The sequence below is a fragment of the Pseudomonas sp. GW823-FHT01D03 genome (assembly GCF_058798255.1).
Map to the genome: position 1 here is coordinate 129,553 of NZ_JBXAKK010000002.1, position 17,912 is coordinate 147,464.

A 17,912-nucleotide genomic window follows, 5' to 3' on the forward strand; every position below is an offset into this window, starting at 1 on the left:
CCTGCTCGCGATAGCGGTCTGACAGTCACGGAAATGTTGGCTGTCACGCCCTCATCGCGAGCAGGCTCACTCCTACAGTTGTTTTCGGGGTGCCTGTAATGGCTTGTATGGACATGTCTACCCGCGACAGCCGGGCGTTCTATCCGTCAGGCATCTAACGTCGCGTGTTTCTGTTTCGGCCCCGCGTGCCTATAATGGCTGCCTTTTTCGCCCAATGATTTTGCGGAGCTGGTGATGGCCGAACGTAAGGCGTCTGTCGAGCGCGACACTCTGGAAACCCAGATCAAAGCCTCGATCAACCTTGATGGCACCGGAAAGGCCCGATTCGATATCGGTGTTCCTTTTCTTGAGCACATGCTGGATCAGATCGCCCGTCACGGGTTGATCGACCTGGATATTGAATGCAAGGGCGATCTGCATATCGACGACCACCATACCGTGGAAGACGTCGGTATCACCCTCGGCCAGGCCTTCGCCAAAGCCATCGGCGACAAGAAAGGCATCCGTCGCTACGGTCATGCTTACGTGCCGCTCGATGAAGCGCTATCGCGCGTGGTGATCGACTTCTCCGGCCGTCCAGGCCTGCAGATGCACGTGCCATACACCCGCGCCACCGTGGGCGGCTTCGACGTCGACCTGTTCCAGGAATTCTTCCAGGGCTTCGTCAACCACGCCTTGGTCAGCTTGCACATCGACAACCTGCGCGGCACCAACACCCACCACCAGATCGAAACCGTGTTCAAGGCTTTCGGCCGCGCGCTGCGCATGGCCGTCGAGCTGGATGAGCGCATGGCCGGGCAAATGCCATCGACCAAAGGCGTTCTGTAATGCAGACGGTTGCAGTTATCGACTACGGCATGGGCAACCTGCACTCGGTCGCCAAGGCCCTCGAGCACGTTGGCGCCGGCAAGGTGCTGATCACCAGCGATGCCGACGTGATTCGCGAAGCCGACCGTGTGGTATTCCCCGGCGTAGGTGCGATTCGCGATTGCATGGCGGAGATCCGTCGCCTCGGGTTCGACGCGCTGGTGCGTGAAGTCAGCCAGGATCGTCCGTTTCTCGGCATCTGCGTCGGCATGCAAGCCCTGCTCGACAGCAGCGAAGAGAACGACGGCGTCGACTGCATCGGCCTGTTCCCGGGCGCGGTGAAGTTCTTCGGCAAAGACCTGCATGAAGATGGCGAGCACCTGAAAGTCCCGCATATGGGCTGGAACGAGGTGAAGCAGAAGGTCAGTCACCCACTGTGGCACGACATTCCGGACATGGCGCGCTTCTACTTCGTGCACAGCTACTACATCGCCGCTGCCAATGCGCGGCAGGTAGTCGGTAGCGGTCATTACGGGGTCGATTTCGCTGCAGCGCTGGCCGAAGGCTCGCGTTTCGCCGTGCAATTCCACCCGGAGAAGAGCCATACCCATGGCCTGCAATTGCTGCAGAACTTCGCCGCGTGGGACGGTCGCTGGTAAATGGCTGCCAAGAAGTCCAAGCCGCCGATCCTGACCCTCACTCCCGAACAGGAGAGTGAGGCCAACCGCAAGATCCAGCGGTTCATGGAGGATCGGTTCGAACTCGACCTGGGTTCGTTCGAGGCGGCGGAAATTCTTGAGCTGTTTACCCGCGAAATTGCTCCGCACTATTACAACAGGGCGATTTTCGATGTGCAGACCCACCTCAAAGAGCGGTTTGAAAGCATCGAAAGCGACCTGTGGGCGCTCGAGAAAAACTGATTTCCGAGCCAAGCTGAACATTCAAATTTGAAGGTTTGCCAGATGCTGATTATTCCCGCTATCGATCTCAAGGACGGTGCCTGCGTACGTCTGCGCCAGGGCCGCATGGAAGATTCCACAGTGTTCTCCGATGACCCGGTGAGCATGGCTGCCAAGTGGGTGGAGGGCGGTTGCCGTCGTCTGCATCTGGTCGATCTGAACGGCGCATTCGAAGGTCAGCCGGTCAACGGTGAAGTGGTTACCGCGATCGCCAAGCGCTACCCGAACCTGCCGATCCAGATCGGCGGCGGCATTCGCTCGCTGGAAACCATCGAGCATTACGTCAAGGCGGGCGTGAGCTACGTGATCATCGGCACCAAAGCGGTGAAAGATCCGGCGTTCGTCGCTGAAGCCTGCCGCGCGTTCCCGGGCAAAATCATTGTCGGTCTGGACGCCAAAGACGGGTTTGTCGCCACCGATGGCTGGGCTGAAATCAGCACCGTGCAGGTCATCGACCTGGCCAAACAGTTTGAAGCCGACGGCGTATCGTCGATCGTTTATACCGACATCGCCAAAGACGGCATGATGCAGGGCTGCAACGTACCGTTCACCGCTGCGCTGGCTGCAGCGACGAAGATCCCGGTGATCGCTTCCGGCGGTATCCACAATCTGGGGGACATCAAGTCGCTGCTCGACGCCAAGGCGCCGGGCATCATCGGTGCAATCACTGGCCGGGCGATCTACGAAGGCACCCTCGACGTCGCTGAAGCGCAAGCTTTCTGCGATTCGTACCAAGGCTGAGGACTGATCATGGCGCTGGCCAAACGCATCATCCCTTGCCTGGACGTGGACAACGGCCGGGTCGTTAAAGGTGTGAAGTTCGAGAACATCCGCGATGCCGGCGACCCGGTAGAAATCGCTCGTCGCTATGACGAGCAGGGTGCCGACGAGATTACCTTTCTCGACATCACCGCCAGCGTCGATGGCCGCGACACCACGCTGCACACCGTCGAGCGCATGGCCAGCCAGGTGTTCATTCCGCTGACCGTCGGCGGTGGCGTGCGCACCGTGCAGGACATCCGCAACCTGCTCAACGCCGGTGCGGACAAGGTCTCGATCAACACCGCTGCCGTGTTCAACCCGGAATTCGTTGGTGAAGCGGCGCAGCATTTCGGCTCGCAGTGCATCGTCGTCGCCATCGACGCGAAGAAAGTCTCCGGCCCGGGCGAAACCCCGCGCTGGGAAATCTTCACCCACGGCGGGCGCAAGCCGACCGGTCTCGACGCGGTCGAGTGGGCGAAGAAAATGGAAGGCCTCGGTGCCGGCGAGATCCTGCTGACCAGCATGGATCAGGACGGCATGAAAAACGGCTTCGACCTCGGCGTGACCCGCGCGATCAGCGATGCGCTGGGCATCCCGGTGATCGCTTCCGGCGGCGTCGGCAACCTGCAGCATCTGGCCGACGGCATCCTCGAAGGCCACGCGAGCGCGGTACTGGCGGCGAGTATTTTCCACTTCGGCGAATACACCGTGCAGGAAGCGAAAGCGTATATGGCCAAACGCGGCATCGTGATGCGCTAAACCGTACAGGCCAGTGGACAGCATGGCGTACCCAAGGCACTCTTGGGCACGCCATGGATTCCGGTAGCCCGACATGATCAAACGCCTGCTTCTTGTTCTCGCCAGTGCCTCTGTGTTGTTGCTCAACACGGCGTGGGCCGAAAACAGTCCCGACACCGATCTGGTGCTCCTCACCGAAAACTTTCCGCCCTACAACATGGCGAAAGACGGCAAGAACTTCGCCAAGGGCGAGAACATCAACGGCATTGCCGCCGACATCGTGCGCGAAATGTTCAAGCGCGCCGGGCTCACCTACAGCCTGACGCTGCGCTTCCCCTGGGAACGGGTCTACAAACTGGCGCTGGAAAACCCGGGTTACGGCGCCTTCGTGATGGCCCGCCTGCCGGATCGCGAAAAACTCTTCAAATGGGTCGGCCCGATCGGTCCGGACGACTGGATCATGTTGGCCAGGGCCGACAGCAAGATCACCCTCGACACCCTCAACGATGCACGCAAATACAAGATCGGCGCCTACAAGGGCGACGCGATTGCCGAGACGCTGACCAAGCAGGGCTTGAAACCCACGGTCGTGCTGCGCGATCAGGACAACGCAAAAAAACTGGTCAATGGCCAGATCGACTTGTGGGCCACGGGTGATCCTGCCGGGCGTTATCTGGCGCGGCAGGACGGGGTCACCGGGCTCAAGACCGTGTTGCGCTTCAACAGCGCCGAGTTATATCTGGCGCTGAACAAGGACGTGTCGGATGCAACGGTCGCCAGGCTGCAGGCGGCGCTGGATCAGATGCGCAAGGACGGGGTTGTCGATGAAATCATGGGGCGCTATCTGTAGCCGTCGGCAACGACTGGTCCGCTGCATCGTGGGTGCATTCTTGCGGCGGATATTGCAGCAGATTCAGGTTTTCGTTCTGGGTGTAAGCCAGATTGATCCCCGCCTGCGAGCCGTCAGCACGACGCAGCTCGTAGAAACTCTCCAGCTGATAAACCGCGACGAATTTGCCTTTGCCGGCCATCGCGATCACATGGGTAACAAATGGAGTCTGCCAACCACTGGTTGACGTCTCGCTGTGAGTGAACTGGCTGTCCAGTCTTGCCGAGAATGGGAGTGACGGTGGAGCGTCTGCCTTCGATGCCCACGGACTCACAAAACTGATCGCGGTAAGTTGAGTGAACAGACGCAACGTCTTCGGACTCTGCAGCCGCTGCGCAGTCCACTTGAAAGCCCGTGCCTCCTCGCCCGTGTTATGTCCGCTCCCCACCAAATAGTACTGGTCGGTTCTTTCCAGGTGATAAAACGGCGTGGTGCGTAATTGTTCAATTGGCGACAAGTCATCCTTGACCACGAACCATGGCAGCTCGATGACTTGGGAGAGCTTGGCCGCGCTTTTGGTTTCTGGGGCTTGCGCTGCGGAGAGTGTCGGTAGCTGTGGCGATGACTGGATCAGCGGCGCGATCTGCATGCTTAGTGAATAGGCACCGACATTGCCCTCTGGCCGATTGAAACTGCTGGCCGCAACAAATGTTCCCGGTGCGAAATGAATCTCTCCCGGCGGTGCATTGGGTGGTATGACACTCCATGCACTGAAGCTCTGCTTGGCGCCGCTGCCCCTGTCATTCCAGATCAGTTCGCCAACGTCCGAGGCGACCACCAGATCGGCGCGTACACAGCGAACCGCGTTGAGTGAAGGTTTTTCGTGATCATTGGAGCAGACCGCGCCCATGGCCACATAACCTTGCGGGGCGATCGGTCGCCATACGGCCCCGTCTTTCTTCGAGCCTGAGCCGGAATCTTTCCAGATCAGCTCGAAATCGTCCGGGCGCCTTAATGCCGGGCCCCTGGCCGGATCTGCACTGGGTGCATCGCCTTCGCAAACCACAGCTACCACGGTGCTGCCGTTAATGTTGTCGTGCCCGGCGACGAACACGTCGCCGAGCGGGAAATAGCCCGGCAATACATCCGGAGCCGGAGTCGGGCGCCAGAAGGCTGCGGGTTTTGCCCGCGAGCCGGTGCTGTCCCAGATCCGGTGAAATTCCGTGGTGAAATGGATCAGCAGATTGTCGTGTCTGATCGGTTCGATTTGCCCGGATGGCGCTGCGGCCTGGTCATGAATGGTCATGGTCACTCCTGATAGTTGAACGGCGACTCAAGGGAGTCGCGACCCTTTGCAGGTTTCACTATCGGTATTCGCATCCGGCCTCTGGCGGTAACTATGTATGACGTCGTGACCAGTTATTTCCAAAATTCCGTTCCTTGCCATTGGCAGCCTTGCGCTCCTGTTTTGACTATTGATGCAGAAGCACAAGGCCAACGTCACTGATCAGCTCGGGGGGGCGCTGTTTTTGAGCGCCTCCCATTCCAGGATGTATTCCTTCAATTCTGAGCGCTGATTGTTGGGGTCGACAGCGTAAACGCAGAGCTTGAGGGGGAAGTTGCTTTCCGGGCGTAGCCAATTGGAGGTCACATGCCTATAACCCTGTGGGTCTTCGCAACTGACTTTTTCAGCAAGGCCGCCTTTTACCTCGTATCGATCAAGACCCTCGTTCTTGCGTTCCGGCCACAGAATCAGCGCCCTGTTTATCTCTTTGTTAAACGAAGTCTCTATGGTTGGAACAGGCGTCGGGCCCGTATCAACCAGATAAGTGGGAACAGTGACGGCATTGCGATAAGTGCCTGCCGGTAATATGTCCTCAGTACTGTTTGTGGCGATGATACAAAGGTTGTTAAGCCCGGTTTCAGGTCCCATTGGAATATTTAACTGGGTGGGAGTAGTGCCAGTATTGATCGGCTGGCTGTAGCCTTGCGGAACTTCGCAGTCGACCGGGTCAGCCGTCCGCTTAGTCCGGATAAACCGGGTGCTGGCGGTTACTTCGAAGTTCCATTCTGGATAAATGTAGTTGCCCTGAGCGCTTACGCTGATCTTTGCATGCGTTGGCAGTTGGGCGGGCAGTCTGATAGAGGCAGCCGGAAATAATTCGCACACCTGCGGATCCGTATTGAGTTTGCCATCGATAAAGCAATTGTTGAAAACCGAGGTCGGGCTGCCGTAACTGCCGCTCGGCATCTGACCGTATCCAGGCAGTGGCGTCAGATGGTGAGCCAAGGTCCCAAGGACGCCATAGACCTCGTTGTTCGCTCGAACGATGACCGGACTGCCCGAGCTTCCGGAAGCAATATCTTTGCACTGGTTGCTGACGGTATGCCGCCAAACCCAGGGCTTTTCGAAAATCGCCGGGGAGGGCATGTGGGTGCAGGCTGACATTTGTAATGGAGAACCAACGGGTTTGTGCACAACCAGAATGTCGCTATCTTCTGCCGGCGCCTGCCGGGCCAGTTTCATGGGCGTGATGCCCTGTGCCAGAAGTTCGCCCTGTGACACTCCAAGCTCCAACAGAGCCAGGTCGACACCCTGAATACTGCTCCAGGCTACTTTCTGCAGAGGAACAGTCCTGGAGGCAGCAGTCGTATCGATGAAGTTGTTGAAGGTAATGGTGGCTTCGATAGGGTCATCTATTCGCATGACCCCGTTTTCCTTGCCCACGCAGTGCGCACTGGTCAGTGCATAGGCGGAATCGGACGGGCGAGAGCTGTTTGTGTCGATCAGGAAGGCGGTGCAGGAGCCATGCTCGCGGCTTTTATACTCGCCGATTCCCATCCAGTGGTTATTTTCGCCATTTTTGTTAGTCAGGTGTTGCGACGGTGAGAAGTTCTCAGCGCCTTTGCCGTAATCGACGGGGCTGGAACAGGCAGGAAGTGAGAAGGCAGTCAGTAATAAAAAGCTTGGGTGAATATATTTCAAGTTCATGGCCAGTCCTTGGCTAATAGATGAGTGCAAGACTGGCGCAGAATAAGACAGTTAGGTTTGAGTCGGTTCCATAAGTTATTGCTACTTGTTTTTGTTGTAGGGGCTTATGAGAATTTAATGACTTGATAGTTTAACGATAAATACCATTTTTCCCGTGTGCAGCTGTCGCCTTGTTACTGCGCACACTGATCATCTGCTTGATATCGATCCACTCGATGCCTTGGGCCTTGAGTTTGGGCAATTCACGTTCCAGCACCGCCAGCGTCTGCGGGTAAGGGTGGCCGATCATCACCGCCGAACCCTGCTTGCGCGCCAGGCTGATCGCCGTCTGTAGCTGGGTGAAGATGGCGGCTTCGGTGCGCTCGTCATCGAGGAACACATCCCGCGAAACACTCGCCAGATCGATCTTCTGGGCCTGCTGCGCCGCCACGGTCTGGGCGCTGGTGCGGCTGTCGACAAAGAACTTGTGTCGGCGCTGCAACTCACCCATCAACCACGCCATCGCCACGGGCTGGGCGGTCATGCGGCTGCCCATGTGGTTGTTGATGCCGGCGGTGTAGGGGACCATTTTGAACGCGGCGTCGAGGCGCTTTTGCAGTTCCTCGAGCGGTAGCTCGGGATGCCAGGCATACGGGCCGGTGGCCGGATCCATCGGCATGTGCAGGATCACGATCTTGCCGGCGCGATGGGCTTCGCGGGCGAATTCGGTGGCGTGCGGGGTGTCGGGCATGATCGCCGTGGTCACCGGGCCGGGCAGGGCCAGCACGCGGCGATCCCGGGGCAGGTTCTGCCCCAGGTCGTCGATGATCAGCGTCAGGTAGGCTTTTTGCGCGGTGTTCCTGGCGGGTTCTGCGTGAGCAGCACCCGCCAGACAGCACAGCAGGACGAAGAGCAAACGCAACGACATTCTCAACGGCCGGACGTGATGCTCAGCCCTTTGAGCAGGCTCAGGGCCTGGGCCAGTTGGTAATCGTCATCCTGCGGCATGGCCTTGGCCTTGGCGCCGGAACCGGTCGGCTTGTCCGCGCCGCCGTTGCCGTTGCCCAAGTGGCCTTGCAGGTCGGCTTCCTTGAAGTAGTCGCCGTCCGCTTCGTTGGTGATCTTGGCCTTGCGCACTTCGATGTCCGGGACGATGCCCTGCGCCTGGATCGAGCGGCCGTTCGGCGTGAAGTACAGCGCCGTGGTGATCTTCAGCGCGCGGTCGTTGTTCAGCGGCAGCACGGTCTGCACCGAGCCTTTGCCGAAACTGGTGGTGCCCATGACCACGGCGCGTTTCTGATCCTGCAAGGCGCCGGCGACGATTTCCGAGGCCGAGGCGCTGCCACCGTTGATCAGCACGACCATTGGCACCGCCTCGCTTTCGTCCTTGCCAGTGGCAGAGAAGCGCAGTTCGGAGTTGGCGATCCGGCCTTTGGTGTAGACGATCAGGCCTTTCTTGATGAAGTGGTCGACCACTTCCACCGCCGCCTGCAGCACACCGCCCGGGTTGTTGCGCAGGTCGAGGATGATGCCGTTGAGCTTTTTGCCGTTATCCTTGCGCAACTTGGCCAGAGCCTTGGAGACCTCTTCGCCGGTCTTGACCTGGAACTGGGTGATGCGGATGTAGCCATAGCCCGATTCCAGCAGCTGCGCCTTGACGCTCTTCACCTGAATCACGGCGCGGGCCAGGGTCACGTCGAACGGCGTGCCGCCGTCGCGCACCAGGGTCAGGGTGATCTTCTGGCCGATCTTGCCGCGCATCTTGTCCACGGCTTCGGTCATGGTCTGGCCGCGAGTTGGCGCGCCGTTGATCTTGACGATGAAGTCACCGGCCTGAATGCCGGCCTTCGACGCCGGGGTGTCGTCGATCGGCGACACGACTTTGATGAAACCGTCTTCGGAGCCGACTTCGATGCCCAGGCCGCCGAATTCGCCGCTGGTGCTTTCCTGCAGTTCGGTGAAGTCTTCAGGGCCGAGATACGCGGAGTGCGGATCGAGGTTGCTGAGCATGCCCTTGATCGCGTTTTCCAGCAGAGTCTTGTCGTCCACCGGCTCGACATACGCCGCCTTGATCCGGTCCATGACCTCGGCAAAGGTGCGCAACTCTTCCAGCGGCAACGGTGCCTTGGCGGTCGCGGCTGTGCCTGCCGGGGCGACGGCCGGGGCCGGTTGAGCGGCGAACGCCAGAGGCGCGCCGATCACCAGGGCGATCGTCAGGGCCAGCGAGGTAAGGCGGGACAAATGCAGCATGTCGAACGAACTCCTGAATTAGGCGACGCGCTTATCCTTGCGCGTGACACCATTGCGCCGGATCACTCGGGTGACCCTGCTGACGAATTGCGAAATACAGCGCTGGCGTGTCCTGACCGCCACTGTTACCCACAGTGGAGATCGACTCACCGGCTTTTACCACGTCACCGGCCGACTTGAGCAGTGTCTGGTTGTGACCGTAAAGACTCAGATAACCATTGCCGTGATCAAGGATCACCAGCAGCCCGGCACCACGCAACCAGTCGGCAAACACCACGCGCCCGCCGTGCACGGCATGCACCTGGCTGCCGGCGGCGGCGCTGATCATCACGCCATCCCACTTGGTACGGGCATCGTCGCCACGGCTTTCGCCGAAGCGTGCCAGCAATCGACCATCAACCGGCCACGGAAGTTTTCCCCGGGTTGCAGCAAAAGGGCCACCGAAGGTCTCGCCGCTGCTGGACACCAGCGCGCCGGGGGTTGATTTGACTGGTTTTCGTGGGGCGTCGCTGTTGTCAGCCTGCGCCTCACGCAAACGCTTTTTTTCCGCTTCCTGCTGGGCGATCAGCGCTTTCTGCCGCGCTTCTTCTGCCTCACGGGCCTGGCGGGCCAGGGTTTCTTCAATGGTTTTAAGGACTTTAGACAGGTCTGCCTGATCCTGCTCGCGGGCGGCCAGTTTCTGGTCGCGGGCCTTTACGTCATCGTTGAGCTTGGCGAGGACTTGCTGGCGCTCCTTGCGGACCTTTTCCAGTTCGTCGCGCTGGGTGTCGAGGCTGCTTTTCTGTACCAGCAATTGCGCCTGCTGCATGGCGATGTCTTTTTCGACATTGGCCAGTTGGCGCAGGGTTTCGTTGAAGTTCTTCAACTGCTCCAGGCGGGCCTGGCTCAGGTAATCGTAATAGGTGAGGGTGCGGGCGAACTTCTCGGGATTCTGCTGGTTGAGCAGCAGCTTGAGGTATTCCTGGCGGCCATTCTGGTAGGCCGCGCGGGCCTGGATGGCAATCAGTCGCTGCTGTTCAGTGCGCGCGCTCTGGAGTTTTTTTTTCTCCGCATCGAGCCGCTGCAGCTCGGATTCGCTTTTCTTCAGCTCTTTCTGCAGGGCATCGACCTGCTTCTCGAGCTTGCCCATCTCGGTTTCAGTGCCCTTGAGCTCTTTCTGCACACCGGATTTTTCTTCCTGCAGCTTGCCCAGCAGCTTTTTCAGCTCGGCAATGTCCTGACGCGTGGCATCCAGCTGCTGTTGGGTTTGCGCGCGCTCGTCAGCGAAGGCCGGTTGGAGCAGGCAGGTCAGAGCGAGGGCGATCAGGACGCGGAGCATAGAGGCGGGCGGCACCAGGGTAATGGACGGCCTAGTATGCCCGCCCGAGGCTGCAAAAAAAACGCCCAATTGGGCTTGTGTGATAACTGGCTGGAGATACAGCATCAAATAATCTTTGAAACAACCATAAACAAATGTAGGAGTGAGCCTGCTCGCGATGGCGTTCTCACATTCAACAGAGTAGTTGACTGTCAGATTGCTATCGCGAGCAGGCTCACTCCTACAGGGTTTTGCGGTGTTTGATCTGGCGAATTAGACCAGAATCGAGGTACCGGTCATCTCCGCCGGTTTTTCCAGGCCCAACAGCATCAGCATGGTCGGTGCCACGTCCGCCAACACGCCGCCTTCACGGACCTTGAGGTCACGCTTGCCGACATAAATGAACGGCACCGGCTCGGTGGTGTGCGCAGTGTGCGCCTGGCCAGTGGAGGCGTCGGACATCTGCTCGACGTTGCCGTGGTCAGCGGTGATAAGCGCTTCGCCGCCCACCTTTTCCAGTGCCTCGACGATGCGCCCGACGCAGGTGTCCAGGCACTCCACGGCTTTCACCGCAGCGTCGAACACGCCGCTGTGGCCGACCATGTCGCCGTTGGCGTAGTTGACCACGATCACGTCGTAACGCTGATGCTCGATGGCATCGACGATGCGGTCGGTGACCTCGGGTGCACTCATTTCCGGTTGCAGGTCGTAAGTGGCGACTTTCGGCGACGGAATCAGGATGCGCTCTTCACCCGGGAACGGCTCTTCGCGGCCGCCGGAGAAGAAGAAGGTCACGTGTGCATATTTTTCGGTTTCAGCGATGCGCAACTGGGTCTTGCCGTTTTTCGCCAGGTAGTCGCCGAGCACGTTTTCCAGGCTGCCGGCGGCGAAGGCCGATGGCGCAGGGATGCTGGCGGCGTACTGGGTCAGCATGACGAAACCGGCCAGTTTCGGCTGGCGCGCACGTTCGAATTCCTTGAAGTCGTCTTCGACGAATACGCGGGTCAGCTCGCGGGCGCGGTCGGCGCGGAAGTTCATGAACACCACGGCGTCGCCGTCTTCGACCTTGACCGGCTCGCCGATGGTGGTGGCTTTGACGAATTCGTCACTCTCGCCACGGGCGTAGGCGGCGTCGAGGCCTTCCTGGGCGGTGGCGGCGTTGAATTCGGCATTGCCGTCGACGATCAGGTTATAGGCCTGGGATACGCGGTCCCAACGGTTGTCACGGTCCATCGCGTAGTAGCGACCGACGATGCTGGCGATACGGCCCTTGCCGAGCGCCTGGAAGGTCGCGTCGAGCAGTTCGATCGACGAAGCGGCGCTTTTCGGCGGCGTGTCGCGGCCATCGAGGAAAGCGTGCAGGTAGATTTTCTCGGCGCCGCGCTTGAAGGCCAGTTCGGCCATGGCGATCAGGTGATCCTGGTGGCTGTGCACGCCGCCATCGGACAGCAGGCCCATGAAGTGCACGGCTTTGCCGGCGGCCACGGCTTTATCCACCGCGGCGCAGATGGTCGGGTTGTCGAAGAATTCACCGTCGCGGATCGCTTTGGTCACGCGAGTGAAGTCCTGATACACCACGCGCCCGGCGCCGAGGTTCATGTGGCCGACTTCGGAGTTGCCCATTTGGCCGTCCGGCAAACCGACGTCCATGCCGCTGCCCGAGATCAGGCCGTTCGGCACCGTGGCCCACAGACGATCGAGCACAGGCTTCTTCGCCGCATAAACGGCATTGGATTCGTGGCTGTCACTGTGACCGAAGCCGTCGAGAATCATCAGGACCAAAGGTTTAGGCGTGGTAGTCATGGAATCCACTCGTGGCTATTAAAGAAGAGGGCGATGGAAAAGGGAGTGGCAGTTTAAAGCGAAGTTCCTGCGGCGTCACCGCCGGACGGGGTTTGGCCCACCATAGTGGCTGTGTATACTGGCCGACATTTTAACGCCCTGGAACCTCCTTCGATGGTTGCTCACCTGATTGAATTTGCCACTAACCACTACATTCTTGTCGGTATCTTCGTCGTATTGCTGGCTTTGCTGCTGGCGCACACGATGCAGGGCGGCGGTAAAAGCCTGAGCACCGGCGAACTGACCGCACTGGTCAACAAGGACGCAGGCGTGGTGGTGGACATCCGTCCGGCGAAAGATTACGCCGCCGGTCATATCGTTGGCGCGATCAACATTCCTCAAGACAAGCTGGCTGCGCGTACCGGCGAGCTGGAAAAGCACAAGGCCAAGACCATCATTCTGGTCGATGCCCTGGGCCAGACCGCTGGCACCCACGCTCGCGAGCTGATGAAATCCGGCTTCACCGCCGCCAAGCTGTCCGGCGGGATCTCCAGCTGGAAAGGCGACAACCTGCCGCTGGTGAAGTGATATGAGCGAAGTCATCGTCTACTCCAGCGACTACTGCCCTTATTGCATGCGAGCCAAGCAATTGCTCGCGAACAAAGGTGTGGCCTTCGAAGAGATCAAGGTCGATGGCAAGCCGCAGATTCGTGCTGCCATGAGCCAGAAGGCCGGACGCACGTCGGTGCCGCAGATCTGGATCGGCGAAAAGCACATCGGCGGTTGTGATGATTTGTATGCCCTGGAGCGCGCCGGCAAGCTCGACGCGTTGCTCAAGGCCTGAACGGCTGCACCCACGTACAGCAATCCCTAAAAGACCCAAGATCAGAAAGGATCTGAGATGACTGACCAACAGAACACTGCAGCCAGCGAAGAAGAAACCGCACCGCAATTCTCCTTGCAGCGCATCTACGTACGCGATCTGTCCTTCGAAGCCCCGAAAAGCCCGGCGATCTTTCGCCAGCAGTGGGACCCGACCGTCGGTCTGGATCTGAACACCCGCCAGAAAGAACTGGAAGGCGATTTCTACGAAGTCGTGCTGACCCTGTCCGTGACCGTGAAAAACGGTGACGAAGTGGCCTTCATCGCTGAAGTGCAACAGGCCGGTATCTTCCTGATCAAGAACCTCGATGCGGCTTCGATGAGCCACACTCTGGGTGCGTTCTGCCCGAACATCCTGTTCCCGTACGCTCGCGAGACCCTGGACAGCCTGGTGACCCGTGGTTCGTTCCCGGCCCTGATGCTGGCGCCGGTGAACTTCGACGCCCTGTACGCGCAAGAGCTGCAGCGCATGCAGGCTGCAGGCGAGACGCCGACCGTTCAGTAAGTATCTGAGCGACGACGCAAGTCCAATGTGGGAGCGGGCTTGCTCGCGAAAGCGCAGTGTCAGGCGACATCAATGTCATCTGATCCGACGCCTTCGCGAGCAAGCCCGCTCCCACATTTGTTATTCGGTGTTATTTGAAGTCGTTCTGCCGCCACGCTTCGTACACGGCCACCGCCACGGTGTTGGACAGGTTCAGGCTGCGGCAGCCTTCACGCATCGGCAGGCGCAGGCGCTGTTCGGCGTGCAGCGCGTCCAGCACTTCCGGCGGCAGGCCACGGCTTTCCGGGCCGAAGATGAACGCATCGCCCGGGACGAACGCGGCATCGTGAAACGGCCGCGAGCCCTTGGTGGTGAAGGCGAACAACCGTGGGTTACCGAGGCTTTCCAGGCAACTGGCGAGGTCGGCGTGGCGCTGCAACGTGGCATATTCGTGGTAGTCGAGACCGGCCCGGCGCAAGCGCTTGTCGTCCATCTCGAAACCCAGCGGTTCGATCAAATGCAGGTGGCAGCCGCTGTTGGCGCACAGCCTGATAACGTTGCCGGTGTTCGGCGGAATTTCTGGTTGAAAAAGGATGACGTGAAACATGCACGGCTCCGAAGGTAAAGATGAGCGGCATTCTACGCCGCCTGTGGACAACCGTTCGAAACTATTCCCGCGGGTGATCGGTTCGCTGGCGATTGTCGGCTTGATGGTCGGTTTGATGATCGGTCGCCTGACCACGCCGGACCCCAGTGTGCTGCAGCAGGTCGAGGTTACCGATGACGGCCTGGTGGTGTGGTTCAACAACGAGCCGAAGCTGCATGGCGAAATCATCGATGGCACCGTGGCCCTGTTGTTCCAGGCAGAAGGCCGCGCGCAAAAGGGCCAGCTCAAGCTCAATGGCAAGGATGTGAACTGGCGTACTCAAGTGAGTGACGGTGGGCTGTTGTTGACGGTGCTGGCGGCGCGGCCGCTGCGGGGGGACTGGGCCGGCAGCGAGGTCGATGACCGCTGGCGGCTGGAGATCCATCTCCGGGAGCAATAAAAGCGGGAATCCCCGGCCTGCCTGTACCAGGGTTCCCAAAACGGGGTGGACTTCGCTGAGAGCGTCGGTCCGGTGTAAAGAGGGAACCCCCGGCCTGCCTGTACCAAGGATCCCAAAAGGGTGGATTCGCCGCGTTGCGGTTTGAACCCGGTGTAAAGAGGGGAATCCCCGGCCTGCCTGTACCAAGGTCCCCGAAACGGGTGGTGAATCGAATCACCTGTGAGGGTTATTGCAGGGGGCGTGCCAGTTTTAGTATTTGGAAACAGAAAAAAGCTTCAGATGCACGAAAGCCCCGTAAATCGGGGCTTTCGTGTTTTTGTTGACTGGTTTTTTCAGTCTTGCCTGGATGGTTTTTGCACAGGCTGCGATGCCCGATCACGGGTCAAAGTGCATTAGGTTGGTGCACGGCGGGGCCACTGTGGGAGCGGGCTTGCTCGCGAAGGCGTCGCGTCAGTCACTGATATGTTTCATGAACAGCGCTTTCGTGAGCAAGCCCACTCCCACAGGGGGCTTGGTTGATCAGCCCTCATCCCCCTCATCGTCATCCCCGCCATCCACTTTCATCCCCAGTTCCTTGATCTTGCGCGTCAGGGTATTACGCCCCCAGCCGAGCAATACCGCCGCATCGCGACGACGACCGGCCGTGTGCTTCAGTGCAGTCTCGATCATGATCCGCTCGAACGCCGGCACCGCGCTGTCGAGCAGGCTCGACTGGCCACGGGCCAACGCCTGATCGGCCCACTGGCGCAGCGCCTGCTCCCAGTTGGTCACTGGCGCCGAATCCTGCGGCAGGCTCAGCAGTTCCGGTGGCAGGTCACTGATGTGCACTTCGCGCCCGGAGGCCATCACGGTGATCCAGCGGCAGGTGTTCTCCAACTGCCGCACGTTACCCGGCCATGGCAAGTTCTTCAGGTATTCCTCGGTCTCGCTTTTCAGCAGCTTCGGCTCCACCGCCAGTTCTTGTGCGGCGCGGCTGAGGAAGTGCTTGGCCAGGGTCGGGATGTCTTCGCGACGGTCCGACAGGCGCGGAATGTGGATGCGGATCACGTTGAGGCGGTGGAACAAGTCCTCACGGAATTTCCCGGCGTGCACCAGGGTTTCCAGATTCTGGTGAGTCGCGGCAATGATCCGCACATCGACCTTGACCGGCACATGCCCGCCGACGCGATAGAACTCGCCGTCGGCCAGCACCCGCAGCAAACGGGTCTGCGTATCCGCCGGCATGTCGCCGATTTCGTCGAGGAACAGCGTGCCGCCGTCCGCCTGTTCAAAGCGGCCGCGACGCAGGTTGGCCGCGCCGGTGAATGCGCCTTTCTCGTGGCCGAACAGCTCGGATTCCATCAGGTCCTTGGGAATCGCCGCCATGTTCAGCGCGATGAACGGCGAGGCCGCGCGCGGGCTGTGGCGGTGCAGGGCGTGGGCCACCAGTTCTTTACCGGTACCGGATTCGCCGTTGATCAGCACGGTAATGTTGGAGTGGCTCAAGCGGCCGATGGCGCGAAACACTTCCTGCATCGCCGGCGCTTCGCCGATGATTTCCGGGGTGCGGGTCAGCGCCGGCACCACTTCCAGGCCTTGCTGTTCCTGCGCATGCTGATTGGCGCGTTTGACCAGCGATACCGCCTCGTCGACGTCGAACGGCTTGGGCAGGTACTCGAACGCGCCGCCCTGATAGGACGCGACGGCGCTGTCCAGGTCGGAGTGAGCGGTCATTATGATGACCGGCAACCGTGGGTGTTGCTCGCGGATGCGCGCCAGCAGATCGAGGCCACTGGCGCCCGGCATGCGGATGTCGGAAATGATCACATCAGGCTGCTGACGGGCCAGACGACTCATCACGCCATCGGCGCTGTCGAAGCTCTGCGTGGTCATGCCTTCCTGCTGCAAGGCTTTTTCCAGAACCCAACGGATAGAACGGTCGTCATCGACGATCCACACGGTTTCACTACGGCTCATGTCGATGTGGCTCCTTGTTCCAGTGGCAGAAAGATCGAGAACGTGGTGTGGCCGGGGTGGCTGTCACACTCGATCAGGCCCTGGTGCTGGCTGATGATGTTCTGAGTGATGGCTAGGCCCAACCCGGTACCGTCCGGGCGGCCGCTGACCATGGGAAAGAAGATGGTTTCCTGAAGTTCTGCAGGGATCCCCGGGCCGTTGTCGATGATCTCGATTTTGGTCACCAGGCGATGGCGGACGTGGCCAATGGTGAACTGGCGCATGGTCCGGGTGCGCAGGCTGATGCGGCCCAGACGCAGCTCGTTCTGGCTGCTGATCGCCTGCATCGCGTTGCGCACGATGTTCAGTACGGCCTGAATCATTTGTTCGCGGTCGATCAATACGTCGGGAATGCTCGGGTCGTAGTCGCGCACCAAGGTGATGCAACCCTGGCTTTCCGCTTCGACCAGTTGGCAGACGCGTTCGAGCACTTCATGGACGTTACACATGGCCAGCGACGGCAGCTTGTTCGAGCCGAGCATGCGGTCGACCAGATTGCGCAGGCGGTCGGCCTCTTCAATGATCACGTTGGTGTAATCGCGCAGGCTGTCTTCCGGCAGTTCGCGGGCCAGCAATTGCGCGGCGCCCCGGATCCCGCCGAGCGGATTCTTGATCTCGTGAGCGAGACCACGCACCAGCATTTTGCTGGTTTCCTGCTTGGACAGTTGCGCCTCTTCCTTGGTGATCCGCAGCAGACGGTCACGCGGGTGCACTTCCAGCAGGAGCATGGTCGCGCCGTTGCTGAGGATCGGCGTCACCGCGTAGTCCACGGTCAGGGTCTGGCCGGTGAGAGCGGTGAGCATCGCTTCGCGCTTGGTGAACGGGTGTGCCTGTTCGACCGCCTGGCGCAGCGAGTTGAGCGCCTCCGTGGACTCGGTGAACAACTCGCTGATGAACTGCCCATGGCTGCGCTGACCGCTGATGGCCAGCAGCATCTCGGCCGCCGGGTTCATGTACTCAAGGCGCAGTTCGGCATCGAGCAGAATGGTAGCGGTGGTCAGGTTGTCGAGCAGCAAACGGTGGATTGCGTCGCTAATAGTCATCGGAGCCTCTTTTGGGGGCGGAGCGTGCGCAAGAAGCAGGCGTCGTTAAACGGAAAATGCAAAAACC

General features: G+C 59.9%; 19 protein-coding genes. 10 read left to right on the forward strand and 9 right to left on the reverse strand.

What is annotated here, in order from left to right; genetic code table 11:
• Positions 1-234: 234 nt before the first annotated feature.
• The 6 genes from hisB to AC1RBR_RS26945 all read left to right on the forward strand — a co-directional run bounded on the left by hisB (position 235) and on the right by AC1RBR_RS26945 (position 4,116).
• Positions 235-828 (forward strand): imidazoleglycerol-phosphate dehydratase HisB, encoded by a 594-nt coding sequence (hisB, locus tag AC1RBR_RS26920; RefSeq protein ID WP_007909204.1) that lies wholly within the window; start codon positions 235-237, stop codon positions 826-828.
• A complete protein-coding gene (hisH, locus tag AC1RBR_RS26925) occupies positions 828-1,466 on the forward strand; it encodes an imidazole glycerol phosphate synthase subunit HisH (protein WP_103368308.1) in 639 nt (212 codons plus the stop codon). The genes hisB and hisH overlap by 1 nt, the downstream gene beginning before the upstream one ends.
• Complete coding sequence (locus AC1RBR_RS26930) at positions 1,467-1,727, forward strand: DUF2164 domain-containing protein (protein ID WP_007952545.1); 261 nt, start codon at positions 1,467-1,469, stop codon at positions 1,725-1,727. It abuts the gene before it with no gap.
• Between the two features lie 42 nt (positions 1,728-1,769).
• Positions 1,770-2,507: a 1-(5-phosphoribosyl)-5-[(5-phosphoribosylamino)methylideneamino]imidazole-4-carboxamide isomerase gene (gene hisA, locus AC1RBR_RS26935; RefSeq protein WP_095137961.1), complete on the forward strand. Its 738-nt coding sequence runs from the start codon at positions 1,770-1,772 to the stop codon at positions 2,505-2,507.
• Positions 2,508-2,516: 9 nt separating this feature from the next.
• Complete coding sequence (gene hisF / locus AC1RBR_RS26940; protein WP_007909211.1) at positions 2,517-3,287, forward strand: imidazole glycerol phosphate synthase subunit HisF; 771 nt, start codon at positions 2,517-2,519, stop codon at positions 3,285-3,287.
• 73 nt (positions 3,288-3,360) lie between these two features.
• Positions 3,361-4,116 carry a substrate-binding periplasmic protein gene (locus AC1RBR_RS26945; protein ID WP_492567339.1) on the forward strand — a complete coding sequence of 252 codons (756 nt, stop codon included), beginning with the start codon at positions 3,361-3,363 and terminating at the stop codon, positions 4,114-4,116.
• On the opposite strand, the gene AC1RBR_RS26950 is transcribed toward AC1RBR_RS26945, so the two are convergent.
• From AC1RBR_RS26950 to gpmI, 6 genes are all read right to left on the reverse strand, one after another.
• Positions 4,097-5,401 (reverse strand): Vps62-related protein, encoded by a 1,305-nt coding sequence (locus AC1RBR_RS26950; RefSeq protein ID WP_492567340.1) that lies wholly within the window; start codon positions 5,399-5,401, stop codon positions 4,097-4,099. The two genes, AC1RBR_RS26945 and AC1RBR_RS26950, sit on opposite strands and share 20 nt — an antisense overlap.
• Positions 5,402-5,602: 201 nt before the next feature.
• Entirely contained in the window at positions 5,603-7,087 is a 1,485-nt protein-coding gene (locus AC1RBR_RS26955; RefSeq protein WP_492567341.1) for a S1 family peptidase, read from the reverse strand.
• A 130-nt stretch (positions 7,088-7,217) separates the two neighbouring features.
• Positions 7,218-7,994 (reverse strand): divergent polysaccharide deacetylase family protein, encoded by a 777-nt coding sequence (locus AC1RBR_RS26960; RefSeq protein WP_492567342.1) that lies wholly within the window; start codon positions 7,992-7,994, stop codon positions 7,218-7,220.
• 2 nt (positions 7,995-7,996) lie between these two features.
• Positions 7,997-9,316: a S41 family peptidase gene (locus AC1RBR_RS26965; RefSeq protein WP_047600888.1), complete on the reverse strand. Its 1,320-nt coding sequence runs from the start codon at positions 9,314-9,316 to the stop codon at positions 7,997-7,999.
• Positions 9,317-9,347: 31 nt separating this feature from the next.
• A complete protein-coding gene (locus AC1RBR_RS26970) occupies positions 9,348-10,634 on the reverse strand; it encodes a murein hydrolase activator EnvC family protein (RefSeq protein ID WP_027611262.1) in 1,287 nt (428 codons plus the stop codon).
• Between the two features lie 252 nt (positions 10,635-10,886).
• On the reverse strand, positions 10,887-12,416 hold the full coding sequence (gpmI, locus tag AC1RBR_RS26975) for a 2,3-bisphosphoglycerate-independent phosphoglycerate mutase (protein WP_166496358.1): 1,530 nt from the start codon (positions 12,414-12,416) through the stop codon (positions 10,887-10,889).
• A 153-nt stretch (positions 12,417-12,569) separates the two neighbouring features.
• Here gpmI and AC1RBR_RS26980 point away from each other — a divergent pair, with 153 nt between their 5' ends.
• From AC1RBR_RS26980 to secB, 3 genes are read left to right on the forward strand one after another with little or no spacing between them, the layout of a single operon-like run.
• Positions 12,570-12,983, forward strand: coding sequence for a rhodanese-like domain-containing protein (locus AC1RBR_RS26980; RefSeq protein ID WP_007961724.1), 414 nt, complete (start codon positions 12,570-12,572; stop codon positions 12,981-12,983).
• 1 nt (position 12,984) lies between these two features.
• Entirely contained in the window at positions 12,985-13,239 is a 255-nt protein-coding gene (gene grxC, locus AC1RBR_RS26985) for a glutaredoxin 3 (RefSeq protein WP_003220774.1), read from the forward strand.
• A gap of 57 nt (positions 13,240-13,296) precedes the next feature.
• On the forward strand, positions 13,297-13,782 hold the full coding sequence (secB, locus tag AC1RBR_RS26990) for a protein-export chaperone SecB (RefSeq protein ID WP_025110924.1): 486 nt from the start codon (positions 13,297-13,299) through the stop codon (positions 13,780-13,782).
• Positions 13,783-13,912: 130 nt separating this feature from the next.
• Here secB and AC1RBR_RS26995 read toward each other — a convergent pair whose 3' ends face one another.
• The gene (locus AC1RBR_RS26995; RefSeq protein WP_095137967.1) at positions 13,913-14,368 is read right to left on the reverse strand and encodes a tRNA (cytidine(34)-2'-O)-methyltransferase; all 456 of its coding nucleotides are present in this window, start codon (positions 14,366-14,368) and stop codon (positions 13,913-13,915) included.
• Between AC1RBR_RS26995 and AC1RBR_RS27000 the strand changes: the two genes are divergently transcribed.
• A complete protein-coding gene (locus tag AC1RBR_RS27000; RefSeq protein ID WP_492567343.1) occupies positions 14,367-14,807 on the forward strand; it encodes a hypothetical protein in 441 nt (146 codons plus the stop codon). The two genes, AC1RBR_RS26995 and AC1RBR_RS27000, sit on opposite strands and share 2 nt — an antisense overlap.
• Before the next feature lie 519 nt (positions 14,808-15,326).
• On the opposite strand, the gene ntrC is transcribed toward AC1RBR_RS27000, so the two are convergent.
• Both ntrC and glnL read right to left on the reverse strand, forming a co-directional pair.
• The gene (gene ntrC, locus AC1RBR_RS27005; protein ID WP_007961729.1) at positions 15,327-16,763 is read right to left on the reverse strand and encodes a nitrogen regulation protein NR(I); all 1,437 of its coding nucleotides are present in this window, start codon (positions 16,761-16,763) and stop codon (positions 15,327-15,329) included.
• Positions 16,760-17,845, reverse strand: a complete 1,086-nt coding sequence (gene glnL, locus AC1RBR_RS27010; protein WP_007909240.1) for a nitrogen regulation protein NR(II) — start codon at positions 17,843-17,845, stop codon at positions 16,760-16,762. The genes ntrC and glnL overlap by 4 nt, the downstream gene beginning before the upstream one ends.
• Positions 17,846-17,912: the final 67 nt, after the last annotated feature.

What these genes read in the sequence shown, in the direction of transcription:
- ntrC (WP_007961729.1), bottom strand. Translation starts at nt 16,763, where the DNA reads ATGAGCCGTAGTGAAACCGTGTGGATCGTCGATGACGACCGTTCTATC.
- secB (WP_025110924.1), top strand. Translation starts at nt 13,297, where the DNA reads ATGACTGACCAACAGAACACTGCAGCCAGCGAAGAAGAAACCGCACCG.
- hisH (WP_103368308.1), top strand. Translation starts at nt 828, where the DNA reads ATGCAGACGGTTGCAGTTATCGACTACGGCATGGGCAACCTGCACTCG.
- AC1RBR_RS26930 (WP_007952545.1), top strand. Translation starts at nt 1,467, where the DNA reads ATGGCTGCCAAGAAGTCCAAGCCGCCGATCCTGACCCTCACTCCCGAA.
- glnL (WP_007909240.1), bottom strand. Translation starts at nt 17,845, where the DNA reads ATGACTATTAGCGACGCAATCCACCGTTTGCTGCTCGACAACCTGACC.
- hisB (WP_007909204.1), top strand. Translation starts at nt 235, where the DNA reads ATGGCCGAACGTAAGGCGTCTGTCGAGCGCGACACTCTGGAAACCCAG.
- hisA (WP_095137961.1), top strand. Translation starts at nt 1,770, where the DNA reads ATGCTGATTATTCCCGCTATCGATCTCAAGGACGGTGCCTGCGTACGT.
- AC1RBR_RS26970 (WP_027611262.1), bottom strand. Translation starts at nt 10,634, where the DNA reads ATGCTCCGCGTCCTGATCGCCCTCGCTCTGACCTGCCTGCTCCAACCG.
- AC1RBR_RS26960 (WP_492567342.1), bottom strand. Translation starts at nt 7,994, where the DNA reads ATGTCGTTGCGTTTGCTCTTCGTCCTGCTGTGCTGTCTGGCGGGTGCT.
- AC1RBR_RS26955 (WP_492567341.1), bottom strand. Translation starts at nt 7,087, where the DNA reads ATGAACTTGAAATATATTCACCCAAGCTTTTTATTACTGACTGCCTTC.
- AC1RBR_RS26950 (WP_492567340.1), bottom strand. Translation starts at nt 5,401, where the DNA reads ATGACCATTCATGACCAGGCCGCAGCGCCATCCGGGCAAATCGAACCG.
- AC1RBR_RS26995 (WP_095137967.1), bottom strand. Translation starts at nt 14,368, where the DNA reads ATGTTTCACGTCATCCTTTTTCAACCAGAAATTCCGCCGAACACCGGC.
- AC1RBR_RS26965 (WP_047600888.1), bottom strand. Translation starts at nt 9,316, where the DNA reads ATGCTGCATTTGTCCCGCCTTACCTCGCTGGCCCTGACGATCGCCCTG.
- AC1RBR_RS26980 (WP_007961724.1), top strand. Translation starts at nt 12,570, where the DNA reads ATGGTTGCTCACCTGATTGAATTTGCCACTAACCACTACATTCTTGTC.
- AC1RBR_RS26945 (WP_492567339.1), top strand. Translation starts at nt 3,361, where the DNA reads ATGATCAAACGCCTGCTTCTTGTTCTCGCCAGTGCCTCTGTGTTGTTG.
- gpmI (WP_166496358.1), bottom strand. Translation starts at nt 12,416, where the DNA reads ATGACTACCACGCCTAAACCTTTGGTCCTGATGATTCTCGACGGCTTC.
- hisF (WP_007909211.1), top strand. Translation starts at nt 2,517, where the DNA reads ATGGCGCTGGCCAAACGCATCATCCCTTGCCTGGACGTGGACAACGGC.
- grxC (WP_003220774.1), top strand. Translation starts at nt 12,985, where the DNA reads ATGAGCGAAGTCATCGTCTACTCCAGCGACTACTGCCCTTATTGCATG.
- AC1RBR_RS27000 (WP_492567343.1), top strand. Translation starts at nt 14,367, where the DNA reads ATGCACGGCTCCGAAGGTAAAGATGAGCGGCATTCTACGCCGCCTGTG.